Here is an 18,503-nt window from a genome sequence, read left to right on the forward strand (position 1 = left end):
GGGCGGAGCCCGCCTCGGGGTCGCGACGCGGCAGGCCTCGCCTCAGAAAAAGCCGATGGAGAACCAGGGGACGAGGATGATGACGAGCAGTCCGACCAGCAGGGCGAGGATGTAGCCGACGATGGGGCGCATGCCGGCGTCGGGGTGGATGCGGCTGATGGCGCAGGCGGCGTAGTAGCCGACGCCGAAGGGCGGGGCGAACAGGCCGATGCCCATGGCGAGGATCACCACCATGGCGTAGTGGACCTCGTGCACGCCCACCGCCCGGGCGATCGGGAACAGCAGCGGGCCGAACAGCACGATGGCCGGGATGCCCTCCAGCACCGAGCCCAGCACGATGAAGGCGGCGGCCGAGACGAACAGGAAGCCGAGCGCGCCGCCGGGCAGGCCCTTCATGACCTCGGCCAGCGTCTGCGAGAAGCCGGACTGGGTCAGCGCCCAGGCCATGCCGGTGGCCGCGCCGATGATCAGCAGGATCGCCCCCGACAGGGTCGCGGTGGTCACCAGCATCGGGTAGAGCCGCCGCCAGTCGAACTGGCGGTAGATCAGCAGGCCGGCCAGCGCGGCGTAGACGATGCCGATGGTGGAGACCTCGGTGGCGGTGGCGATGCCCTCGACCACGGCGAAGCGGATCACGAAGGGCAGCGCCAGCGCCGGGATCGCCACCAGGAAGGCGCGGCCGATGACCCGCCCCGACGGTCGTGCCACGTGGCGCAGGTCCTCGCGGCGGTAGCGCCACCAGACCAGGGCGCAGAGGGTGAGGGCGAGCACGAGGCCGGGCAGGAGGCCGCCGGTGAACAGGGCGGTGATCGACACGCCGGTGACCGACCCGATGGTGATCAGCACGATCGAGGGCGGGATCGTCTCGGTCTGGGCGCCGGTGGTGGCGAGCAGAGCGACGAGGTCGCCCTCCTTGGCGCCCCGCGCCTTCATCTCGGGGAACAGCACGGGGGCGACGGCGGCCATGTCGGCGGCCTTGGAGCCGGAGATGCCGGAGACGAGGTACATGGCGCCGACCAGCACGTAGTGCAGGCCGCCGCGGACATGGCCGAGCAGGCTGGCCAGGAAGCCCACCATGGCGCGGGCCATGCCGGTCATCTCGATCAGCAGGCCGAGGAACACGAACAGCGGCACGGCCAGCAGGATCAGGTGGCTCATGCCCTCGTCCATGCGGCCGACCACCACCATCGACGGGGCGTCGGTGGTCAGCGCGATGTAGGCGAAGGTCGAGAGGCCGAAGGCGAAGGCGATCGGCACGCCGGAGAACACCAGGCCGCCGACGCCGAGGACGAAGAAGACCATCAGGTTCAGGTTGCCCAGACCGATGAGCGTGGGCGACAGGACGGCGAGCCCGGCGGCGGCGCAGGCCCCGAGGAGGAGGGCCGCCCCGGTCAGGCGCCAGTCGCTCTCCTGCACGAGCCGCACGACGGCCGTCGCGAGCATCAGCGCGAACCCGACCGGCAGGGCGGCGGCGCGCCAGGTGTTGGCGAGATCGAGAGCCGGCGTGTGGACCCAGGATTCCTCGATCGCGAACTCGACGGCCGGCTCGAGCAGCAGCCCGACCAGGACGAGGCCCGAGACGATCGCCAGGGTCTCGAGGAAGGCCCGGGCGCGGGGCGAGGCCATGCCGACGAAGGCGGTCATGCGCATGTGCTCGCCGCGCCGGTAGGCGATGACCGTGCCGAGCATGGCGAGCCACAGGAACAGGATCGAAGCCAATTCGTCAGACCAGACCAGAGGCCGGTGCAGAAGGTAGCGGCTGACGACGCCGGCCAGCAGGACCACGATCTCCAGGCCGACCAGGATCGCCGCCGGGATCTCGATCATCCGGCCGAGGGCGCGATCGAAGGCGCGGAGCCGGGACGGACCGGCCGCTGTCTCCAGGGATGCGGACGGAAGGGTCAGGTCAAGTTGCGCATCGAGCTGCATGGCGGGCCCCTCACACGAGCTTTCCGGAGACGCTTTCGAGCTGGGCCCAGGCCTCGTCCCCGAGCTTGGCCTTCCAGTCCCTGTAGAAGTCGGTCTGCCCGAGGGCGTCGCGGAACGCCTCCCGGTCGGGATCGATGAAGCTCAGGCCCTTGGCGGCGAGCCTCGTGCGCAGGTTGGCGTTGAGCGCCACGATGTCGGCCCGCTCGTCGTCGGCCGATCGGTCGAGTTCGCGGGAGACGACGGCGCGCAGCGCCTCGGGCAGGCGCAGCCAGGCGCGCTTGTTGCCGAGGATCCAGTAGCCGTCCCAGATGTGGCCGGTCAGGCTGCAGCTCTTCTGGACCTCGTAGAGCCGCGTCGTCGCGGTGATCGGAAGCGGGTTCTCCTGACCCTCGACCACCTTGGTCTGCAGGGCCGAGTAGAGTTCGTTGAAGTTGATCGGTGTGGCGCCCGCGCTCAGCGCCCGGAACAGCGAGGTCTGCATCGGCGCCTGCGGCACGCGGATCTTGAAGCCGCGGAGATCGTCCGGGCTGCGGATCTCGCGGGTGGAGGCGGTGATGTGGCGGAAGCCGTTGTCCCAGACCTTCGACACGGTCAGGACCGGCGTGTGTCCGATCTGCTCGCGGACGTAGGTGCCGAGCGGCCCGTCCATGGCGGCCCAGACGCTGGGATAGTCCCGGAAGACGAAGCCGAGATTCGGCAGGGTCGCGACCGGCAGAAAGGTCGCCAGCACCGACGAGGCGAGGTTCAGGAACTCGACGGCGCCGCTGCGGACCTGGGCCAGCAGATCCGTGTCGCCTCCGAGCTGGTTGGCGGGGAACAGCCGGATCTCCAAGCGCCCGCTCGTCGCCTCGCGGATGCGCTCGGCGGCCTGCTGCGCGCGGATGTTGACCGGATGGGTCGGGTCCTGGCCGGTGGCGAGCTTGTAGACGAACTCCGCGGCCTCGGCGCGCCGGGTCAGGATGCCGAACAGCGGAAGGGCGGCCGCGCCCGCGATGAGGCCGCGGCGGCTGAGGAAGGCCTCTGGCATGTTTCACTCCCTGGTGGTTCGGGCATGCCGTCCGGTCGCCGCCGTTCGCGGTCAGTCGGGATCGTCACCCGGTCTCGCCGGATGACCTCGCCGGATGGATGGTGCGCCGCCCGTGGCGCTCGTGGGATGGGGCTGGACGACGGGACAGGCCGAAGGCACGTCCCGCTTCAGGGTGGCTCAGAGCCAGCCGCGGATGCTGCGGGCCATGGCCTCGCTGGAGATCCCGTAGCGGTCGTGCAGGGTGGGCAGGGCGCCCGCGTCGAGGAACGCGTCGGGCAGGCCGACCTGGCGGTAGCCCGGCGGCACGGTGCCCGTGCGCAGGAGCAGCCCCGCCACGGCCTCGCCGAGCCCGCCGACCACGGAGTGGTTCTCGGCCACCACGACGAGCCGGCCGCCGCGACCGACCTCGCGCAGGATGGTCTCCTCGTCCAGCGGCTTGATGGTCGGGACGTGCAGGACCGCCACGTCGACGCGGTCGCGCTCCAGATCCTGCGCGACCTCCAGCGCCCGCATGGTCATCAGCCCCGAGGCAATGATCAGCACGTCGCGCCCGTCGCGGATGGTCTTGGCCTTGCCCCACGTGAAGCTGTAGCCGTACTCGTCCAGCACGAGGGGAACGTTGCCGCGCAGCAGCCGCAGGTAGACCGGCCCGTGATGCGCGACCATGGCGGGCACCACCTGCTCCAACTCGTGGGCGTCGCAGGGATCGAGGATCGTCAGGTTCGGCATGCCGCGGAAGATCGCGAGATCCTCGGTGGCCTGGTGGCTCGGGCCGTAGCCGGTGGTCAGGCCCGGCAGGGCGCAGGCGATCTTGACGTTGAGGTTCTCCTCGGCGATCGCGAGGCAGATGAAGTCGTAGGCCCGCCGCGCCGCGAACACCGCGTAGGTGGTGGCGATGGGGGTGAACCCCTCGCGGGCGAGGCCGGCCGCCGCGCTCATCAGGAGCTGCTCGGCCATGCCCATCTGGTAGAACCGGTCCGGATAGGCCTGCGCGAAGATGTGCAGGTCGGTGTACTTGGCCAAGTCCGCCGACAGTCCGACGATGTCGGGGCGCGTCTTCGCCAGTTCGACCAGGGCGTTCCCGAAGGGCGCCGGCTTGGTCCGCTGGCCGGGGGCGGCCAGCGAGGCGATCATCGCCGAGGTCTTGGCGCCGCCGCCCGCGCGCGGCGCGGGCTTCTCGTACTTCGAACGTCTCACTGGAGCCTCCCCTCGTCCAGAACCGCCAGGGCCTGACGCCATTCGCTCGGCTCGACCCGCAGGAAGTGATTGCGCTCGCGCTCCTCCAGGAAGGGCACGCCCTTGGCCATCTTCGTGTCGCAGACCACGAGGCGCGGGCAGCGGCCGTCATGGGCGCGGGCGGTGTCGAAGGCCCGCACGAGCGCGTCGATGTTGTTGCCGTCGACGCGCTGGACGAACCAGCCGAACGCCTCGAATTTCGGCGCCAGCGGCTCGAAGTTCAGGACGCCGCGGGACGGCCCGTCGGCCTGCATGCCGTTGACGTCGACGAGGCCGATCAGGTTGTCGAGGCCGAAGCTCGACGCCGACATGGCCGCCTCCCAGGTCGAACCTTCGTCGAGTTCGCCGTCGGAGAACAGGTTGTAGACGAAGCTCTTGGACGCCTTCCGCTTGAGGCCGAGCGCCATCCCGACGGCGATGCCGAGACCGTGGCCGAGCGAGCCGCCGGTGATCTCCATGCCGGGCGTGTAGGCGGCCATGCCGGACATCGGCAGGCGGCTGTCGTCGCCGCCGTAGCTCGTCAGTTCGTCCTCGGGGAGGATGCCGGCCTCGATCAGCGCCGCGTAGAGGGCGATGGCGTAGTGGCCGATCGAGAGCAGGAAGCGGTCGCGGCCCTCCCATTCCGGATCCTCCGGACGGTAGGTCAGGGCGTGGAAGTAGCTCACCGCCAGCACGTCGGAGATGCCGAGCGCCTGGGCGATGTAGCCCTGGCCCTGGACCTCGCCCATCAGAAGGGCGTTGCGGCGGATGCGGTAGGCGCGGTCGGCGAGCGACACGTTCGCGCGCTCGCGGGGTCGCGTATCGACGAGGGTGTCCATGGGTCCGATCTCTCCGCTCAGTGGATCAGCATGCCGCCGTTGACGTCGATGACCGTGCCGGTGAGGTAGGCCGACAGGTCGCTGGCGAGGAACAGGCAGGCATTCGCGACGTCCTCCGCGACGCCGAGACGGCCCAGCGGAATCGCCTTGATGATCTCGGCGCGCAGGTCGTCGGTGAGCTTGCCGCCGGTGATGTCGGTCTGAATCAGGCCGGGCGTCACCGAATTCACCCGGATCCCGTCCGCCCCGCATTCCCGCGCCATCGCCTTGGCGAGGCCGAGCACGCCCGCCTTGGCGGCGCTGTAGTGCGGGCCGCCGAAGATGCCGCCGCCGCGCTGGGCCGAGACCGAGGACATGCAGACGATCGAGCCTGCGCGCTGGGTCCGCATGGCCGGGATCACCGCCTGGCTCATGTAGAGGGTGCCGCGCAGGTTCACGTCGGTGACGGCCTCGTAGTCGGCCGCCGCGATCTCCATCAGCTTCAGGGGCTGGGTGATGCCGGCATTGTTGACGAGGACGTCGATGCGGCCGGTCTGCGCGACCACCTCGTCGGCGGCCGCCTGGCAGGCTTTCCGGTCGGTGACGTCGCAGGCGAGGCCGAGATGCCCGGGGCCGATCTCGCGGGCCGCCGCCTCGGCCTGACCGGCCTCGAGGTCGAGGATGACCACGCGGCCGCCTTGCGCCGCGAACACCCGGGCGGTGGCCTTGCCGATGCCGCGCGCCGAGGCGGCGCCGGTGATCACGCAGACTTTGTCCTTCAGAAGCATGGTCGTCTCCCTCGTGCGCCGGAGGCTGAAGCCGTTCCGGCGCTCGGCCTGTTCCGAGACGGGAGATCGAAGCGCTCTGCGCGGGCGGCACGACCGGCCCGGCATGAGGCCCGTTCACCTGGCTGCGACCCGCGACGGGTTCGGCCGGCTCCGGATCGTTTCCTCTCATCTCGTTGCGCTGACGGTGCCGCAGACGGGCCGATGCGGCAAACGCGCAGATTTCAGCCCGGCATGAACAGAATTCATCCGGCGGCGCGCCGGCGCGTCGTCAGCGGATCTCGGGCGGCAGCGCGACGCCGAGTTCGTCGGCGAGCCAGCGCGCGAAGACGCGCAACGGCGTCCGCCGCCGCGTCACGCTCGGGAACACGAGATGGTGCCCGTTGTAGCGGACATTGGTGGCGTTCTCGGCGAGGGGAGCCACGAGGCGCCCGCTCGCGAGTTCCCGCTCGGCCAGCAACGTCGATTCGAGCGCCACCCCCAGGCCGTCGGCGGCGGCCGTGATGGCCAGGAAGCTGCGGTCGAACCGCAGCCCGGAGGGCGGGGGCGCGCGCAGGTCGTTGCGCTCGAACCAGACCGGCCAGCGCACGCGCTTGTTGTCGCTCTGGATCAGCGGCTGGCGGAGGAGGTCGGCCGGCTCGCGGATGCCGGCAGCCCGCGTCGGATCGCACAGAGGCGTCACCGTCTCCTGGCCGAGCGGCATGACGACGAGCCCTTCGCCGCGCGGCGGCCCGTACACGATGTCGGCGTCGAACTCGTCCGTGATGAAGCGGGCATAGTCCATGCCGGCGGCGAGCCGGACCTCGAAATCGGGATGTCCGGCCATGAAGCGGGCGAGCCGCGGCGTCAGCCATTGCGCGGCGAAGCTCGGGGCGCAGTGCAGGCGCAGCAGCTGCGGCGCGCGGGTCGCCACGAGGTCGAAGCCGCGGTTCATCTCCTCGAGGGCACGGCTGACGTGGTCGAGGAGCGCTTCGCCCGCCGCCGTCAGGGCGATGCCGTGGCTGTCCCGCTCGAACAGCAGCACCCCGAGCGCCTGTTCCAGTTTGCGCACGGCGTGGCTGACGGCACTCGCCGTCAGGTTCAACTCGCCCGCCGCATCCTTGAACGAACGCCGCCGCGCGGCGGCCTCGAACGTGCGGACGGCGGAGAGCGGGACGGGCGGGCGCATTCAACCCACGATGATGCAGGGGCGCGCGTCTTGGCAACTGCCGCTGCCCGCACCGCCGTGTCGAGCCCTGAACCGTGGGCCGTTACGAGATCCGTCCGGACCAGCAGCGCCCGCCCCGCTGCCGTTCGGGAAGATCTCCCGGGGCCTGCAGGAACGACCAGCGCGGCTCCATCCGATGCGAATCGGCCGGTCCGTTCAAGCCCCGCGGCACGTCCCTGCGACGGACTCGTCGATCACGGCGCTGCGTCGGCCAGGGCATCCACGCCCCCTCGTCGCTCTGAGGGGGAAGAGTCGCCGAAGGGGCGTGGAGAGCCAGCGCGAAGCTGGTGCCTGAGGTTAACCTGGGCGCGAAGAGATGAGATCTCACGACTTCGCCAGCATCCACGCCCGCCCGCGATCGCTGGGTGCCGAGCGGGCGGGCGCAGAAGGCCGGTCGCTCCCCCTCGAAGCGTCCCGGCGGGACAGGATAGAGCGCAAGTGTCGAGTTTCGTACAATCACGATCGGAAAGCGATGCGTGATCGCGCGGAGCTGTTGCCCACAGGCACCGTCTTCGCGTCTGGGCGGGATGTCTTGTCAGACGGCATCCACGCCCGCCCAGACCATCTGGAGGAAGCGTCGGGCGGGCGTGGCGCGTCGAGGCCGCCATCGACTGCCTCGGCGCTTGACGCTTAACATAGATCAATCGCCCGGCTGAATGACGACCGCGTGTGCGGGTCGGTCCAAGCGCCATCTGCGTCGCCGACGCGAACGGAATGCAGATCGCGCCCCGATCGCGTGCGGATGCGTCTCAGAGCACCACGGGACGGCAAGCTGAAGATCGCTCCGATCGCGTAGGCCTGCGGCTTCACCGATGTCCTGACGTTCAACCGCGGGTTCCGCCGACGCCTCGGCCTGTCGCGGTGCGATCTGTGGGCCGAGCGAGACTGATCCAAGCCATAGGGCTCGCTCTCAGCACAGGTGGTCGGCCACGCATGACGGCACCGCGGGACGCCCAGCCCGCAGGCGTCGCCTCGCAGGGTCACGGCAGCGTCCAGAAGATCAGGATCATGATCGCGTAGGCCGCGGCCAGAAGGAGCGCCCCCTGCAGGTCGATTCGGGCGCGTCGCTCCGGATCCGGGGAGAGCCACCAGCTGAGTCGCTTCGCGGCCCAGGGCACCATTCGGGAGGTGAGGAGCACGCTGAAGACGTTGCCGACGAACAGCGCGATCGGAAAATCCAGCTTCAGGGTTTGGGCGAGAATCGGCGTGCCGACGAGGAGCCCCCACAGGAACACGGTCGGGTAGAGCGTCAGCACGACGATCATGTTCATCTTCCACGCGGCCGGCGCGGCGCCGGCCGGTGCGACCTCGCGGAACCACTGCTCGAAGCCGCTCTGGACCGTCCGGGTGTGGAACTCCGCGGTGAGCGGCGCCGCCTCCGCGATCAGCGCGCGGCGCTGGGGGGAGGCGAGCCAAGCCTGGAGATTGGCGTCGCTGTCGAACCGCAGGATCGCGACGAAATCCTCCTGCACGCCCGGAACGGCCGGTTCGAACCGGTAGCCCTGCAGGCCGCGCGCCTTCGATTGCGCGGCGGCCATCTTCTGCTCCCATCCCAGATAGGCCGCTTCCATCCCGGGCTTCACGCGGGTGCTGATCACAGCGCTGACCGGCACGGTCCGGGCCGCGCTGGCCCTGTCGTTGACGATGTGGACGTCGTCGCGGCCCACCAGCATCGGCGCAGTCCCGGCGATGCGGGCCTGCCGCTCGGGAGAGGCGAGCCACGCCTTGGCGTGCTCCAGGGTGGCGAAGCGCTGGAGGATCACCCAATCCGCCTGCAGGGGCGGCCGCGGCGGCATCAGCTGCTGCTCGATGAAGCCCGGGAACGACGCGACGACCGCGTGGGTCCCGGCCTGCCACCGGGCGAAGGCGTCGGCGCTCTCCGGGTGGATGGTCGTCTGGGTCACGATACTGACCGACGTCGTTGTCCCGTTCATGGACGGAGGCGCGTCCGTCGCGCGACTCGGGGTGCCTGCCAGGACGGAGCGGTCGACGGGCCGTCATCGACGTCGTGCCCGCCCATCCCCCCGCTCCGGCGATCGCGATCCCCGCGGACCTGCAGCCTCGGTCCAGCGGGGCGGGTGCCGGGACATCGACGAGCTTCGAAGGGCGCAACATCTCCGTCCGTGCGCAGCGGAGACATCGAGGACTGCAGGTGCATGATCCCTCCGCCGTTCGACCGGCGACGCGGCTGCGTCCGAGTCTGTAAGCCTGGGACGTCGAATGTCGGTCAAGAGATTATCGAGTGGCGCGATTGATGAAAGTGTGAATGCTCATCGCCGCGCCAAGCATATCGCTCCGTGAGGTGATCGCGGGCGGAAGCCGGCAATGCCGAACTCTACAATCGAGATGGGTGGATGTTTCGCCGTGAACCGGTTTGTACGCCGGTGCCATGAGACAAGGCGACAACCAAATCAATGAGTCCCCGGTCCGCGTCACGATCCACGGTGCGACCAGCCGCCTCGGCCGCAAGGGCGGATGCCGGCGCTGTCACCCGTGTCGGCGGGAAAGAATCTTTCCTGTTCCTGCGTGTCGAAGACCTCCGGACCGGCCGTGTGCAACCACCGTTTCGGCGGTGATGTCTGATAGGTCCGTCGCGGATTCGACCTTCCGCCGGGTTAAACTCGCTGGTTGGCTCGGAGATATTGCTGTCGGTGGTATTTTTATTTTCCGGTTTCAGTCATGGCGGAGGGGGTGTTGACGAGCGTTCTATGGCCATGCCTATCTCGTCGCGAGGCGTCCCGGTCCAATCTCTTCCTGATGTGGACGTGCAGACATGCAGTCGCTGGTCAAGGTGTGTGAAATCTCATCCGGCTGACGGGATGCGCGTGCAGCGCAAGGTCGACGATCGACTGTGTGCGGCTCTTGAATACATTCGATCGACTGGGCCTGCCGCGTAGAGGGTCACATGGCTGACAAGCACGAAGAATTCATGGCTCGGGCGATCGCCCTGTCCGAGCGGACCTCCCTGGTGGACAGTGCCGGCGGCGTGTTCGGCTGCGTGATCGTGCAGGACGGACAGATCATCGCGGAAGGCGCCAACCGGGTGGTGGCGGAAAACGACCCGACCTGGCACGGGGAGATCGAGGCGATCCGCAAGGCCTGCAAGGCGCAGGGCAGCTTCAAGCTCCGCGATGCGACGCTCTACACCAGCGCGGAGCCGTGCCCCATGTGCATGGCCGCGGCATACTGGGCCGGGATCAAGCGGATTTACTACGCCGCGCAGGTCGAAGATGCTCTGGAATACGGCGGCTTCGATGACAGCATGATCTACGCCGAGCTCAAGAAGGATGTCGGGGAGCGTTCGATCTCGACTCAGCAGATCATGCGCGAAGAGGCCGTCGAGGTCTGGAAGAAGTACGCGCAGAAGGCGGATCGCGTCCCCTACTGAGAGGAGCGCCCGCGACATGGCCGCCGGCCGGAAGCGCGCTGGCGATCCCGCCCGGGCGGGATTCTCGCCTGCGTGGTGCGACCGAGGGAGATTCGATCTCTGGCGGGCACACGCAGCGGCCCGGTGATCGGTCCGGGCAATCCGGAGATCCTGGAGGCGCTCCACGGAGAGCTGTGGAACAGATGGATCTCCGAGCGGGCGCCGCGGACGGTCGTCCAGGCCGCGCGAGGATGACGTGATCGCCGCGGTGGCCTTTACCCGTGCCAACGGATGAAGGTTGCGATCCGGGGCGGCCGAATTTGGTGCCAGCCCACTTCGCGGAGGACATCCGGTCGAGGGTGGGGGCGTCTCACCAACCCAAGCCCCGGCGCGCTGCTGGATGCCATGCTGCCGCTGTGGCTGAAGGAGCCGTCGGCCACCTCCCCGTTCCTGTTGACGATCCTCTGCGGACGCTACGATCCGGGCTCGCAGAAGCACATGGCCCGTTCCATGCGCGCAGCGTTACGCCGCCGCGCGGCGGCCCGGATCCCGCGGGGCCGCTCGGACGTTCCCTCGCGTCAACGCGTCTGTGGAGGATCGCCGTGGGGCTTGCCGCCTTCGTTTTCTTCGTCGTTCCCTGGATGGCCGTCGCGATCTGGATGTCGCAGCGGCCCAAGGGCGTCCGGCTGGGCGCCGATGCCACGCCCTGGCGCCCGCTGACAGACTATCCGCCGCCGCAGCGGGATCAGGGGCGCGCGTCGGAGACTCAGAGCCTCGAGGCGGGCACCGCCCACGACGGCAAGCACGCGCCCATCGAAGTCGTGTGACGCCGGGATCGTGACGCCGGGACCCGGACGCGCTCGGGTCAGGCCTCGGCCTCGAGCAGGTGCAGGTTGAAGCTGCCGCCCTCGGCCTGCCAGAGGGCCCGGGGTGTCCAGCCGCTCGCGGACGCCAGCGCCCGGAACGCGTCCGCGGTGTACTTGTGCGACGTGTCGGTCCGGATCCCCTCGGAGGCCGCCACCGTGATGGTCCGGTCGCCCAGCCGGTAGCGGGCCGGCCGGATCGCGACGAGCTGGGCCTCCACGCGCAGGGGATCGAGGCATACGCAAACCGCGTGGCGGAAGTTGTCGCGGTCGAAGTCGGCGCCGAGTTCCCGGTTGAGCCGGGTGAGGATGTTGCCGTGGAAGGCCGCCATCAGCCCATCGGCGCCGCCATAGGCGCGCTGCAGGCGCTCGGGGTTATGTGTACCGTCCGCGCCGACGAGGAACAGGCTCGGCCCAAGGGTCGCGCGGGCGCGCTCCAGGAACCGGCCAGCCTCCCGCGGCTCGAAGTTGCCGATGCTGGTGCCCGGGTAGAAGCCCAGGATCCCCCCCGGTCCCGCAGCCACCGGCAACTGCACCGGCCGCGAGTAGTCGGCGCAAACTGGCACCATCGCGATGCCCGGGTAGTCCGGCGCGAGCCGCCGGATCGCGGCCTCCAGGTAATCGCCCGAGATGTCGATGGCCACGTAGTTGGACGGGTCGGGCAGCGCGTCGAGGAGCGTGCGGATCTTCCGGCTGGCCCCGCTGCCGAACTCAACCACGGTCACGCCCGGCGCAACCCGGCGGGCCACGTCCGCGGCGGCCCGCGGCAGCAGCGCCATCTCCTGGGCGGTCGGGTAGTAGTCGGCGTTATGGCAGATCCGGTCGAACAAGTCGGAGCCGGTCTCGTCCCAGAGGTACTTGCCCGGCAGCGTCTTCGGCTCGGCCGTCAGGCCCGCGAGGGCGTCCCGGAGGAACTCGTCGTTCATGGCTGCGTGACCGTGAGGATGACCAGGGCGAGGCGCTCCACCTCATCGTAGACGGCGTTGGCGAGTTCCTCGCCGTACTCATCGGGATCGAACTCCCGATAGGTCCAGTCCAGGCCGTCGCGGGTGCAGCGCTCGGCCACCGCCTCGCGGAATGGATCCTCGCCCTCCACGATCGCCGCGCCCGTGAACAGGACGAGGCTGCCGCCGGGGTTGAGGCGCTCGATCGCCTGCTCGGTCACGGCGAGCGACAGGCCGGCGCCGAGCGGTCCGCCGCCGTGCCGATAGGCCCGCGCGGCGGAGTCGATCATGAAGGGCGGATTCGACACGATGAGGTCGAACCTGCCCGCGACGTCGCGCAGCATGTCGCTGCGGAGAACCTTCACGCCCCCGGTTCCGGCGAGCCGGCCGTTGATGCGCGCCGCCCGCATGGCCGCCGGATTGATGTCGACGAGCACGACCTCGGCCCCCGACGCGCGCTTGGCGACGCAGATCCCCGCGGCGCCGGATCCGCAGCCGATATCGACCGCGCGGCGCACCGGCTTCGTCCGGCTCTCGAGATGGGCGATCACCGCGCTCGCGAAGCGCGTCGTGTCGGGTCCGAAGAACACCGCGTCGGCGGCACTCGGCGGGTAGGCGGAATGGGCGAACAACTCGCCGTCGAGGCTTGAGAAGCGTATCGTGGATCGCAGGAGCGGTCCGTCCTCCACGACGGCGCCGGCCGCCCGCATCAGGTGCAGGATCGGCTCGGGCAGCACCTCGGGGCGGAACGGCCGGCTCCAGCCGAACACGTCGCGCAGGCTCCGCGCCTCGGCGTTCCGGGGGCGGGCATTGACGTGGGCGTGGGTCGCGGGCGTCACTGTGGTGAAGGTGTAGCCCGTGTCGCGCAGGGCGCGGGCCAGAGCGAGCACGGCATCCTCGTCCTGCGGAAACGGTTCGGATCGCGTCACTGGCCGGTCCTCAGCTGTCCATCTGGCGCGCCACGAAGGCGCCGAACGAGAGATCCTCGGCCACCTGCTGCGCGTCCCAGGAGGGCGCGGCCTCGCCGCGCCGGAACGGGCAGGCCCACGCCTCGGGGACCGCCCGCCCGCTGAATTGCCGGGCGGCCGAGTGCTCGCCGTGCTGGGCCAGCATCGGATTGACCGAGCCGGTCCAGGCGACGTCCCGGTCGACGATCGCGCTGCGCAGGCGCTCGTAGCGTCCCTCGGCACGCAGGCGCTCGAACTGATCGTGGAGGTTGAACACGAGGGCCGGCGTCTCGAAGCACCGGGCGCGGCGGCTCGCCCGCGGGTGAAGCCCGACCAGGAAGAAGCCCTCGCCGCCGAGGCTCAGCGAGAAGTGCGGATCCTCCGGATCGGAGGCGACACGCGGATCGTAGGTTTGGCCGAGGCACTGGTCCTGGTCGGACAGTGACTGAACCCGTGCCCAGAGGGCCGTCTCGAAGGCCTCCTCGGACAGTGTGCAGGGACCTTCGAACAGCACCGCGAAGCTCTGGAACAGGGTCGGCTGCGCGCGGTAGCGGCAGATGAAGGCGAGCAGCGCCGGGTAGATGCGGGTGTCGTCGCCCCCGGATGTGATGTCGCGGGCAACGACGATCTTCATCTGGCCGCGCGACAGGGCAGATTTCGCACCCACGCACGGGAACGGCGCGTGCTGGATGAACTCCCGGAAGCGCTGAGCGAGGGGATGGCCATCGTCATTCGTGGGAAGCTGCATAGGGAAAGGGAATCACGCCACCGATATCGGGCACAGTCGCTTGCACCGCCGCCCGCCCGGCTGCGGTGTTGTCCCGAGTGGAATGCCCGGGAAACCGGTCGCCGGATGCATTGTTCCCCCGCTCAGCAGCGACAATCCTGGAATTGACCTATGTTAATCGGGTCATTGGGTGGCAGGAACTGGTCGAATACTTGCGGCCGCCTCGATGGTCGCGCGCTTCGCACCGGACGCCGGGCCGGCGTAAGGTCATCTTCGCACGGACTGAGGCACGCGCGTTTCTGTCCTGCTCGGGGGACGGAAGGCGCCGCCGGCTTTCCTGCTGCGGCGCGGTAGCCACGCTCACGCGCCCATGAACGGACGGCGGAGCGCCGTTAACCAACTGATTACCATGCAAACCTAGCGCAACCGGCAGAAACGGCGCCTCCGCGCCGGCTGGGCGCTGACGATGAACGCCGTCGATTTTCTGTCTTCCTGGTACGCCTCGGCCGCGGCACATCTCGATCTGTTCGGATCGCTGGGTCTCTTCCTGGGCTTTACTGCAGGCATCATGCCGCGCCGCGACCGGATTCTCCTGGCCTCGGCGGCCTGCGCGGCCTGTTTCGGCGCCCATTACCTGACGCTCGGGGCGCTCACCGGGATGGCGATGTGCGCGATCTCGGTGATGCAGAGCCTCGTCTCGCTGCGCTGCGTGGGGGCATCCGGGCGCAGCCACTGGGTCCGGCCGCTGTTCGCCGCGAGCACGCTCGCGGCGGCCGGCCTGACGATCGCCACCTGGAACGGCTGGCCGTCCGCCTGCGCGGCGGCCGGCACGCTGCTCGCCACGACCGCGCGCCTGCGCGAGGCGCCCCAGTCCATGCGCCTGCTGTTCCTGGGCGCCTCCCTGTGCTGGGCCGGACACAACCTCCTGGTCGGTTCGGTCTTCGGCCTGACCTGCGACGTGCTGACGATCCTTGGATTGGTGATCGCGCTTCTGCGGGCCTTCCAAGTGCGGGCGGTGGCACCGGCGGGTTCGGACTGCGTCCAGGCATAGGTCAGGTGCCGGCCGGGCGCCTGCGGCCGCAGGACAGGCGCCTGCGTCGATCCATTCGGGAAATCTCGCGCCCTTGGTCAGGTTGCTCGGTCGAGCCGGGGGCATGCGTCGCCCCCGGTAGCATCTGGAGGTTCCCGACCTTGCCCGAGGCGACCTACCCCCCGCTCGACGTGCTCAAGCCCGTAGCCGACGGCGTGTGGATCGTGGACAGCGGTCCGTTGCGGGCCCTGGGCATTCCGCTGCCCGTCCGGATGACGGTCGTCCGGCTCCGTGACGGCGGCCTCTGGCTGCACTCGCCGACGCGCTACGACGCGCGGCTCCACCGGGATATCGCGGCGCTGGGGCCGATCCGCCACTTGGTCGCGCCGAACATCGCTCACTGGACCTACCTGAAGGACTGGCAGACGCAGTGCCCTGAGGCGCTGACCTGGGCGGCGCCGAACCTGCGCCAGCGCGGGCAGGTCCGCCGCTCCGGCCTGCGCATCGACCGTGTGCTGGACGACGCGGCGCCTCCGGACTGGGCGGCGGACCTGCGCCAGGTCGTTGTCCCCGGCGGCTTCTCGTTCCGGGAGGTTGCGTTCTTTCACGGCGCGAGTGGCACGCTGATCCTGACCGATCTGGTCCTCAACCTCGAGCCGGCGAAGATGCCGGCTCTCCTGCGGCCGTTCCTGCGCGTCGCCCGGATGACGCCGCCGCACGGGCAGCCGCCGCCCTACCTGCGCCTCGTGATCCGGCTGCACCGGCGCGCGGCGGCGCGGGCCGCCGCATCCCTGATCGCGCTGAAGCCTGAGCGGGTCGTCTTCGCCCACGGGCTATGGTTCGCGGGGGATGCGACCGCGCGGCTGCGCCACGCCCTGCGCTGGCTCGGACCACCCGGCTGATCGCCGGCCCCACGCCGGTCCCACCCGGCAGGAACACGACCGAGGCCGCCCGGTTGGCCGATCATGGTTCGGCGGCGCGGAGCAGGGTTTTCCATGGATGATCGGACGATGGCCCGCGGGCTGGCCTGGTTCGGGATCGGCCTCGGTCTCGCCGAGACCTTCGCGCCGCGGCGCGTCGCCGGAGCCACGGGGCTGGAGGGACACGAGACCCTCATCCAGCTCTACGGGCTGCGCGAGATCGCCTCCGGGGTCGCGATCCTGGCGGCCGATGAGCCGGAGCGGCAACTCGGCCTGCGGGTGGCCGGCGACATGCTCGATGGCGGATTGCTGGCGGCCCGCTCGGCGCCGTCCAACCCGCGGCGGGGCCGCACGCTCGCGGCTGCGCTGGCGGTGGCGCCGGTGGTCATCCTGGACACCGTCTACTGGCTGAAGGCCCGGAACAGCCCGCGGCGTCTCCCGCGCAGCCGCGCCGACCTCCGCGACTAGGCCGACGTCGCGATGATCGCGCCCGACGAGGCCGCGACGATCGCGCAGATCCTGAATTCGCAGAAGCGGCTCCAGGCCCGCAACCGGGAGACCTTTGGCCGCCCGGTGCGCGCTTCGCACGGTAAGATCCACGTGCACGCCTATCCCGAACTGGCGCGTCTCCGGCGCGAGGCGGGCGGCCGGCCGAACCGGGAGCCGCGCTCCATCGCCGAGGTGGCCGCCTGAGGCGGCACTGTTCCCGCCTCGAGCTCAGGCCGGGCCCATCCCCACCGAACCGTCCGCCCGGTTGAGGGCGCTCACCCGCGGTCCGCGAAGGCCCGGGTTCTGCTGCTCGAACGCGTCCAGCACCGCGTTGGCCGCGGCGATGATGACGCCCGGCGAACCGCCCGGGATCTCGGGTCGGATGGCCTCGGCAAGACGGGCGAGGACCGTCTGCTCGATCTGCGGATGGTCCGCGCCGGTGGCGTGGCGCCAGTAGGCGGCATACACGTTCTCGGCGATCGTGCGGGCCGCCCGATCAATTTCGGGTGTATCCTGCTCCATCATTCACCTGCGTCTTCGGTCGCGCGCGCATGACCGGGCGGGCATGCGCCGCGATACGAGGGGAATGCCGCTCGCGCGATCTCAGTTCGCTTCCGTCGCCGCCTGCGCCGTGCCGTCCACCGCTTCAGCGCCCTCGAGGGATTTCGCGAGTTCGGTCAGCACCTCCTCGACCATGGGCGGCCAGGGCGCGTTCTGCTCGTCCATGAGGCGGGCGGCGTTCACTAAGGCAGAGATCTGCTCGTCGTAGACCGGCCGCCCCACGAGCTGCGCGTAGCGCACGCGGGCCGCGAGCGCCGTCGCGAGCCGCTGGACCTCCGCGATCTTCGCGTTGGGCGCGCTGCCGCCGTCGCCGTTGCCCATCCGTCATCCCCTTCGGATCCTCGGAGATCCTCATAGGCCATGGTTGCTGTGGCGTCAGCGGGCACCGATGCCGGGATCGGCACGGCCGTCGGTCCGGCGGGCGGGAACTTCGGCGGCTCGGGTGCGTCGGTTTCGCACAGGCAGATGCATGCCGTTCCGGGAGCTTCACATGCGCAGATCCCCGATCCTCACGCTCGCCACCGCCCTCGGCCTGGGGGCCGTCCCCGCCTGGGCCGACCCCGTCAGCCAGACGGGCACCGGCGGCGGCCCGGCCACGGCCGCCAAGGCGCCCCACACCGCCGCGACCGGCCAGACCGTTCCGAACCCGAGCGCCCTCAACGCGAACGAGACCGGCAGCATCGAGCGGCGCGATCCCGTCGAGCAGCGCAACGACGCGATTACCCGGGGCATCTGCATCGGTTGCGCCCGATAGTCGGATGTCCGGCCGGCCGCCGTATGCGGGCCGGCCGGACGCAGTCCGCCCTTGAACATCGGCGCGTGCTCGACCAGATCTGCGGTCCCACCCACATCGCGAACAGGAGTTGACGCGTGGCGAACGAGGCTGTCGATCAGGCGACAGAGAAGACCTATTTCGGCCTTACCCTTTCACAACATTCCGAGCGGATCCGGAAGCTGGCGGCGGAACGCGGCCTGACCGGCGAGACCTTCGACCGCGTCACCGCGAAGGCCGTCGAGATGATCCCGACCATCCGGTTGACCGATACGCCCCAGCGCTAGGGGCCCCTCACCGCTCAGCCCGCAGGCTGTGGATGATGCGGCTGGCGATCTTGCGCACGGCCGCATCATCCCGCGCCTCCCCCTCGGCCCTGTCCCACAGGTGGTCGAGACTGCCCTCGAGTTCGTCCAGCAGTTCCGGATGGCGTTGGGCAAGGAAGCGGATCGTCCCGAAGAGCAGGTGCTCGGTCGCCATCTCCCGGCGGCGGGCCTCGACGATCGGATCCAGGTGCGGGGTGGGATGCGGCTCTGTCATGGAGGCGCAACGATCCTCTGCCGGTCCGGTTCTGCGCGGCCGGCGCGGTGCGACGCCGCGGAGACGGGGCCCGGCGCCGGTACCATCACGGCCCGGAACAGCATCGTTCCGCCCCGGTTTGCCTCCCGCAGGAAGTCGTTTCCGTCAGGAGCGCGCGATGGCCGACACGGATCCCAGAAAACCCGGCGATGAGGCGCCGCCGAGCGCGCCCGGCACCGGCGAGAACCTCTGTCGGGCCTGCGGCGGCACGGGCAAGGTCGAGGCCAAGACCTGTCCGGACTGTCAAGGTACCGGCAAGGTCACGACCGGTATCGGCGGCGCCTGACGCGAAGCGCCGGCCCGAGGACGGCGCTCGACCGATC

At 70.1% G+C, this 18,503-nt stretch carries 22 protein-coding genes; 9 read left to right on the plus strand and 13 right to left on the minus strand.

Annotated features, from left to right (window positions below; translation table 11 throughout):
* Positions 1 to 42 precede the first annotated feature (42 nt).
* The 7 genes from MMSR116_RS28145 to MMSR116_RS28175 form a co-directional block, all read right to left on the minus strand.
* Positions 43 to 1,929 (minus strand): TRAP transporter large permease subunit, encoded by a 1,887-nt coding sequence (locus MMSR116_RS28145; RefSeq protein ID WP_010684220.1) that lies wholly within the window; start codon positions 1,927 to 1,929, stop codon positions 43 to 45.
* A gap of 10 nt (positions 1,930 to 1,939) precedes the next feature.
* Positions 1,940 to 2,956, minus strand: coding sequence for a TRAP transporter substrate-binding protein (locus tag MMSR116_RS28150; RefSeq protein ID WP_010684221.1), 1,017 nt, complete (start codon positions 2,954 to 2,956; stop codon positions 1,940 to 1,942).
* Between the two features lie 177 nt (positions 2,957 to 3,133).
* Positions 3,134 to 4,153 carry a transketolase family protein gene (locus tag MMSR116_RS28155; RefSeq protein WP_010684222.1) on the minus strand — a complete coding sequence of 340 codons (1,020 nt, stop codon included), beginning with the start codon at positions 4,151 to 4,153 and terminating at the stop codon, positions 3,134 to 3,136.
* On the minus strand, positions 4,150 to 5,010 hold the full coding sequence (locus MMSR116_RS28160) for a transketolase (RefSeq protein ID WP_010684223.1): 861 nt from the start codon (positions 5,008 to 5,010) through the stop codon (positions 4,150 to 4,152). Before MMSR116_RS28160 ends, MMSR116_RS28155 begins: the two co-directional genes overlap by 4 nt.
* 17 nt (positions 5,011 to 5,027) lie before the next feature.
* The gene (locus tag MMSR116_RS28165) at positions 5,028 to 5,777 is read right to left on the minus strand and encodes an SDR family NAD(P)-dependent oxidoreductase (protein WP_010684224.1); all 750 of its coding nucleotides are present in this window, start codon (positions 5,775 to 5,777) and stop codon (positions 5,028 to 5,030) included.
* Positions 5,778 to 6,045: 268 nt separating this feature from the next.
* Positions 6,046 to 6,942 carry a LysR substrate-binding domain-containing protein gene (locus tag MMSR116_RS28170; RefSeq protein WP_010684225.1) on the minus strand — a complete coding sequence of 299 codons (897 nt, stop codon included), beginning with the start codon at positions 6,940 to 6,942 and terminating at the stop codon, positions 6,046 to 6,048.
* A gap of 1,019 nt (positions 6,943 to 7,961) precedes the next feature.
* On the minus strand, positions 7,962 to 8,885 hold the full coding sequence (locus tag MMSR116_RS28175) for an antibiotic biosynthesis monooxygenase (protein ID WP_244625551.1): 924 nt from the start codon (positions 8,883 to 8,885) through the stop codon (positions 7,962 to 7,964).
* 1,001 nt (positions 8,886 to 9,886) lie between these two features.
* Here MMSR116_RS28175 and MMSR116_RS28180 point away from each other — a divergent pair.
* A complete protein-coding gene (locus MMSR116_RS28180) occupies positions 9,887 to 10,369 on the plus strand; it encodes a nucleoside deaminase (RefSeq protein WP_010684227.1) in 483 nt (160 codons plus the stop codon).
* A 581-nt stretch (positions 10,370 to 10,950) separates the two neighbouring features.
* Entirely contained in the window at positions 10,951 to 11,175 is a 225-nt protein-coding gene (locus MMSR116_RS28185) for a hypothetical protein (RefSeq protein WP_010684228.1), read from the plus strand.
* 38 nt (positions 11,176 to 11,213) lie between these two features.
* Here MMSR116_RS28185 and egtD read toward each other — a convergent pair whose 3' ends face one another.
* Genes egtD through gntA form a run of 3 tightly spaced genes read right to left on the minus strand, consistent with a single transcriptional unit; the run spans position 11,214 to position 13,850 of the window.
* Positions 11,214 to 12,137 (minus strand): L-histidine N(alpha)-methyltransferase, encoded by a 924-nt coding sequence (gene egtD, locus MMSR116_RS28190; protein WP_010684229.1) that lies wholly within the window; start codon positions 12,135 to 12,137, stop codon positions 11,214 to 11,216.
* Positions 12,134 to 13,084, minus strand: coding sequence for a methyltransferase (locus MMSR116_RS28195; RefSeq protein ID WP_010684230.1), 951 nt, complete (start codon positions 13,082 to 13,084; stop codon positions 12,134 to 12,136). The genes egtD and MMSR116_RS28195 overlap by 4 nt, the downstream gene beginning before the upstream one ends.
* A gap of 10 nt (positions 13,085 to 13,094) precedes the next feature.
* On the minus strand, positions 13,095 to 13,850 hold the full coding sequence (gene gntA, locus MMSR116_RS28200; RefSeq protein WP_010684231.1) for a guanitoxin biosynthesis heme-dependent pre-guanitoxin N-hydroxylase GntA: 756 nt from the start codon (positions 13,848 to 13,850) through the stop codon (positions 13,095 to 13,097).
* Positions 13,851 to 14,295: 445 nt separating this feature from the next.
* Between gntA and MMSR116_RS28205 the strand changes: the two genes are divergently transcribed.
* The 4 genes from MMSR116_RS28205 (at position 14,296) to MMSR116_RS28220 (ending at position 16,472) form a co-directional block, all read left to right on the plus strand.
* Positions 14,296 to 14,880: a YgjV family protein gene (locus MMSR116_RS28205; RefSeq protein ID WP_010684232.1), complete on the plus strand. Its 585-nt coding sequence runs from the start codon at positions 14,296 to 14,298 to the stop codon at positions 14,878 to 14,880.
* Positions 14,881 to 15,020: 140 nt separating this feature from the next.
* Complete coding sequence (locus MMSR116_RS28210; protein ID WP_010684233.1) at positions 15,021 to 15,761, plus strand: DUF4336 domain-containing protein; 741 nt, start codon at positions 15,021 to 15,023, stop codon at positions 15,759 to 15,761.
* A 93-nt stretch (positions 15,762 to 15,854) separates the two neighbouring features.
* Positions 15,855 to 16,247 carry a hypothetical protein gene (locus MMSR116_RS28215; RefSeq protein ID WP_010684234.1) on the plus strand — a complete coding sequence of 131 codons (393 nt, stop codon included), beginning with the start codon at positions 15,855 to 15,857 and terminating at the stop codon, positions 16,245 to 16,247.
* A 12-nt stretch (positions 16,248 to 16,259) separates the two neighbouring features.
* Positions 16,260 to 16,472, plus strand: coding sequence for a hypothetical protein (locus MMSR116_RS28220; RefSeq protein WP_010684235.1), 213 nt, complete (start codon positions 16,260 to 16,262; stop codon positions 16,470 to 16,472).
* A gap of 24 nt (positions 16,473 to 16,496) precedes the next feature.
* Here the strand turns inward: MMSR116_RS28220 and MMSR116_RS28225 are convergent, their stop codons facing one another.
* Both MMSR116_RS28225 and MMSR116_RS28230 read right to left on the minus strand, forming a co-directional pair.
* Positions 16,497 to 16,793 (minus strand): hypothetical protein, encoded by a 297-nt coding sequence (locus MMSR116_RS28225; protein WP_244625552.1) that lies wholly within the window; start codon positions 16,791 to 16,793, stop codon positions 16,497 to 16,499.
* A 78-nt stretch (positions 16,794 to 16,871) separates the two neighbouring features.
* Complete coding sequence (locus MMSR116_RS28230) at positions 16,872 to 17,150, minus strand: hypothetical protein (RefSeq protein WP_010684237.1); 279 nt, start codon at positions 17,148 to 17,150, stop codon at positions 16,872 to 16,874.
* A 169-nt stretch (positions 17,151 to 17,319) separates the two neighbouring features.
* Here MMSR116_RS28230 and MMSR116_RS28235 point away from each other — a divergent pair, with 169 nt between their 5' ends.
* On the plus strand, positions 17,320 to 17,583 hold the full coding sequence (locus MMSR116_RS28235; protein ID WP_010684238.1) for a hypothetical protein: 264 nt from the start codon (positions 17,320 to 17,322) through the stop codon (positions 17,581 to 17,583).
* 116 nt (positions 17,584 to 17,699) lie between these two features.
* On the plus strand, positions 17,700 to 17,888 hold the full coding sequence (locus MMSR116_RS28240; protein WP_010684239.1) for a hypothetical protein: 189 nt from the start codon (positions 17,700 to 17,702) through the stop codon (positions 17,886 to 17,888).
* A gap of 7 nt (positions 17,889 to 17,895) precedes the next feature.
* Here the strand turns inward: MMSR116_RS28240 and MMSR116_RS28245 are convergent, their stop codons facing one another.
* On the minus strand, positions 17,896 to 18,141 hold the full coding sequence (locus tag MMSR116_RS28245; protein WP_010684240.1) for a hypothetical protein: 246 nt from the start codon (positions 18,139 to 18,141) through the stop codon (positions 17,896 to 17,898).
* 157 nt (positions 18,142 to 18,298) lie between these two features.
* Between MMSR116_RS28245 and MMSR116_RS31510 the strand changes: the two genes are divergently transcribed.
* Positions 18,299 to 18,466, plus strand: a complete 168-nt coding sequence (locus MMSR116_RS31510; RefSeq protein ID WP_010684241.1) for a hypothetical protein — start codon at positions 18,299 to 18,301, stop codon at positions 18,464 to 18,466.
* Positions 18,467 to 18,503 lie beyond the last annotated feature (37 nt).

It is taken from the genome of Methylobacterium mesophilicum SR1.6/6, from assembly GCF_000364445.2.
Taxonomy (GTDB): Bacteria; Pseudomonadota; Alphaproteobacteria; order Rhizobiales; family Beijerinckiaceae; genus Methylobacterium; species Methylobacterium mesophilicum_A.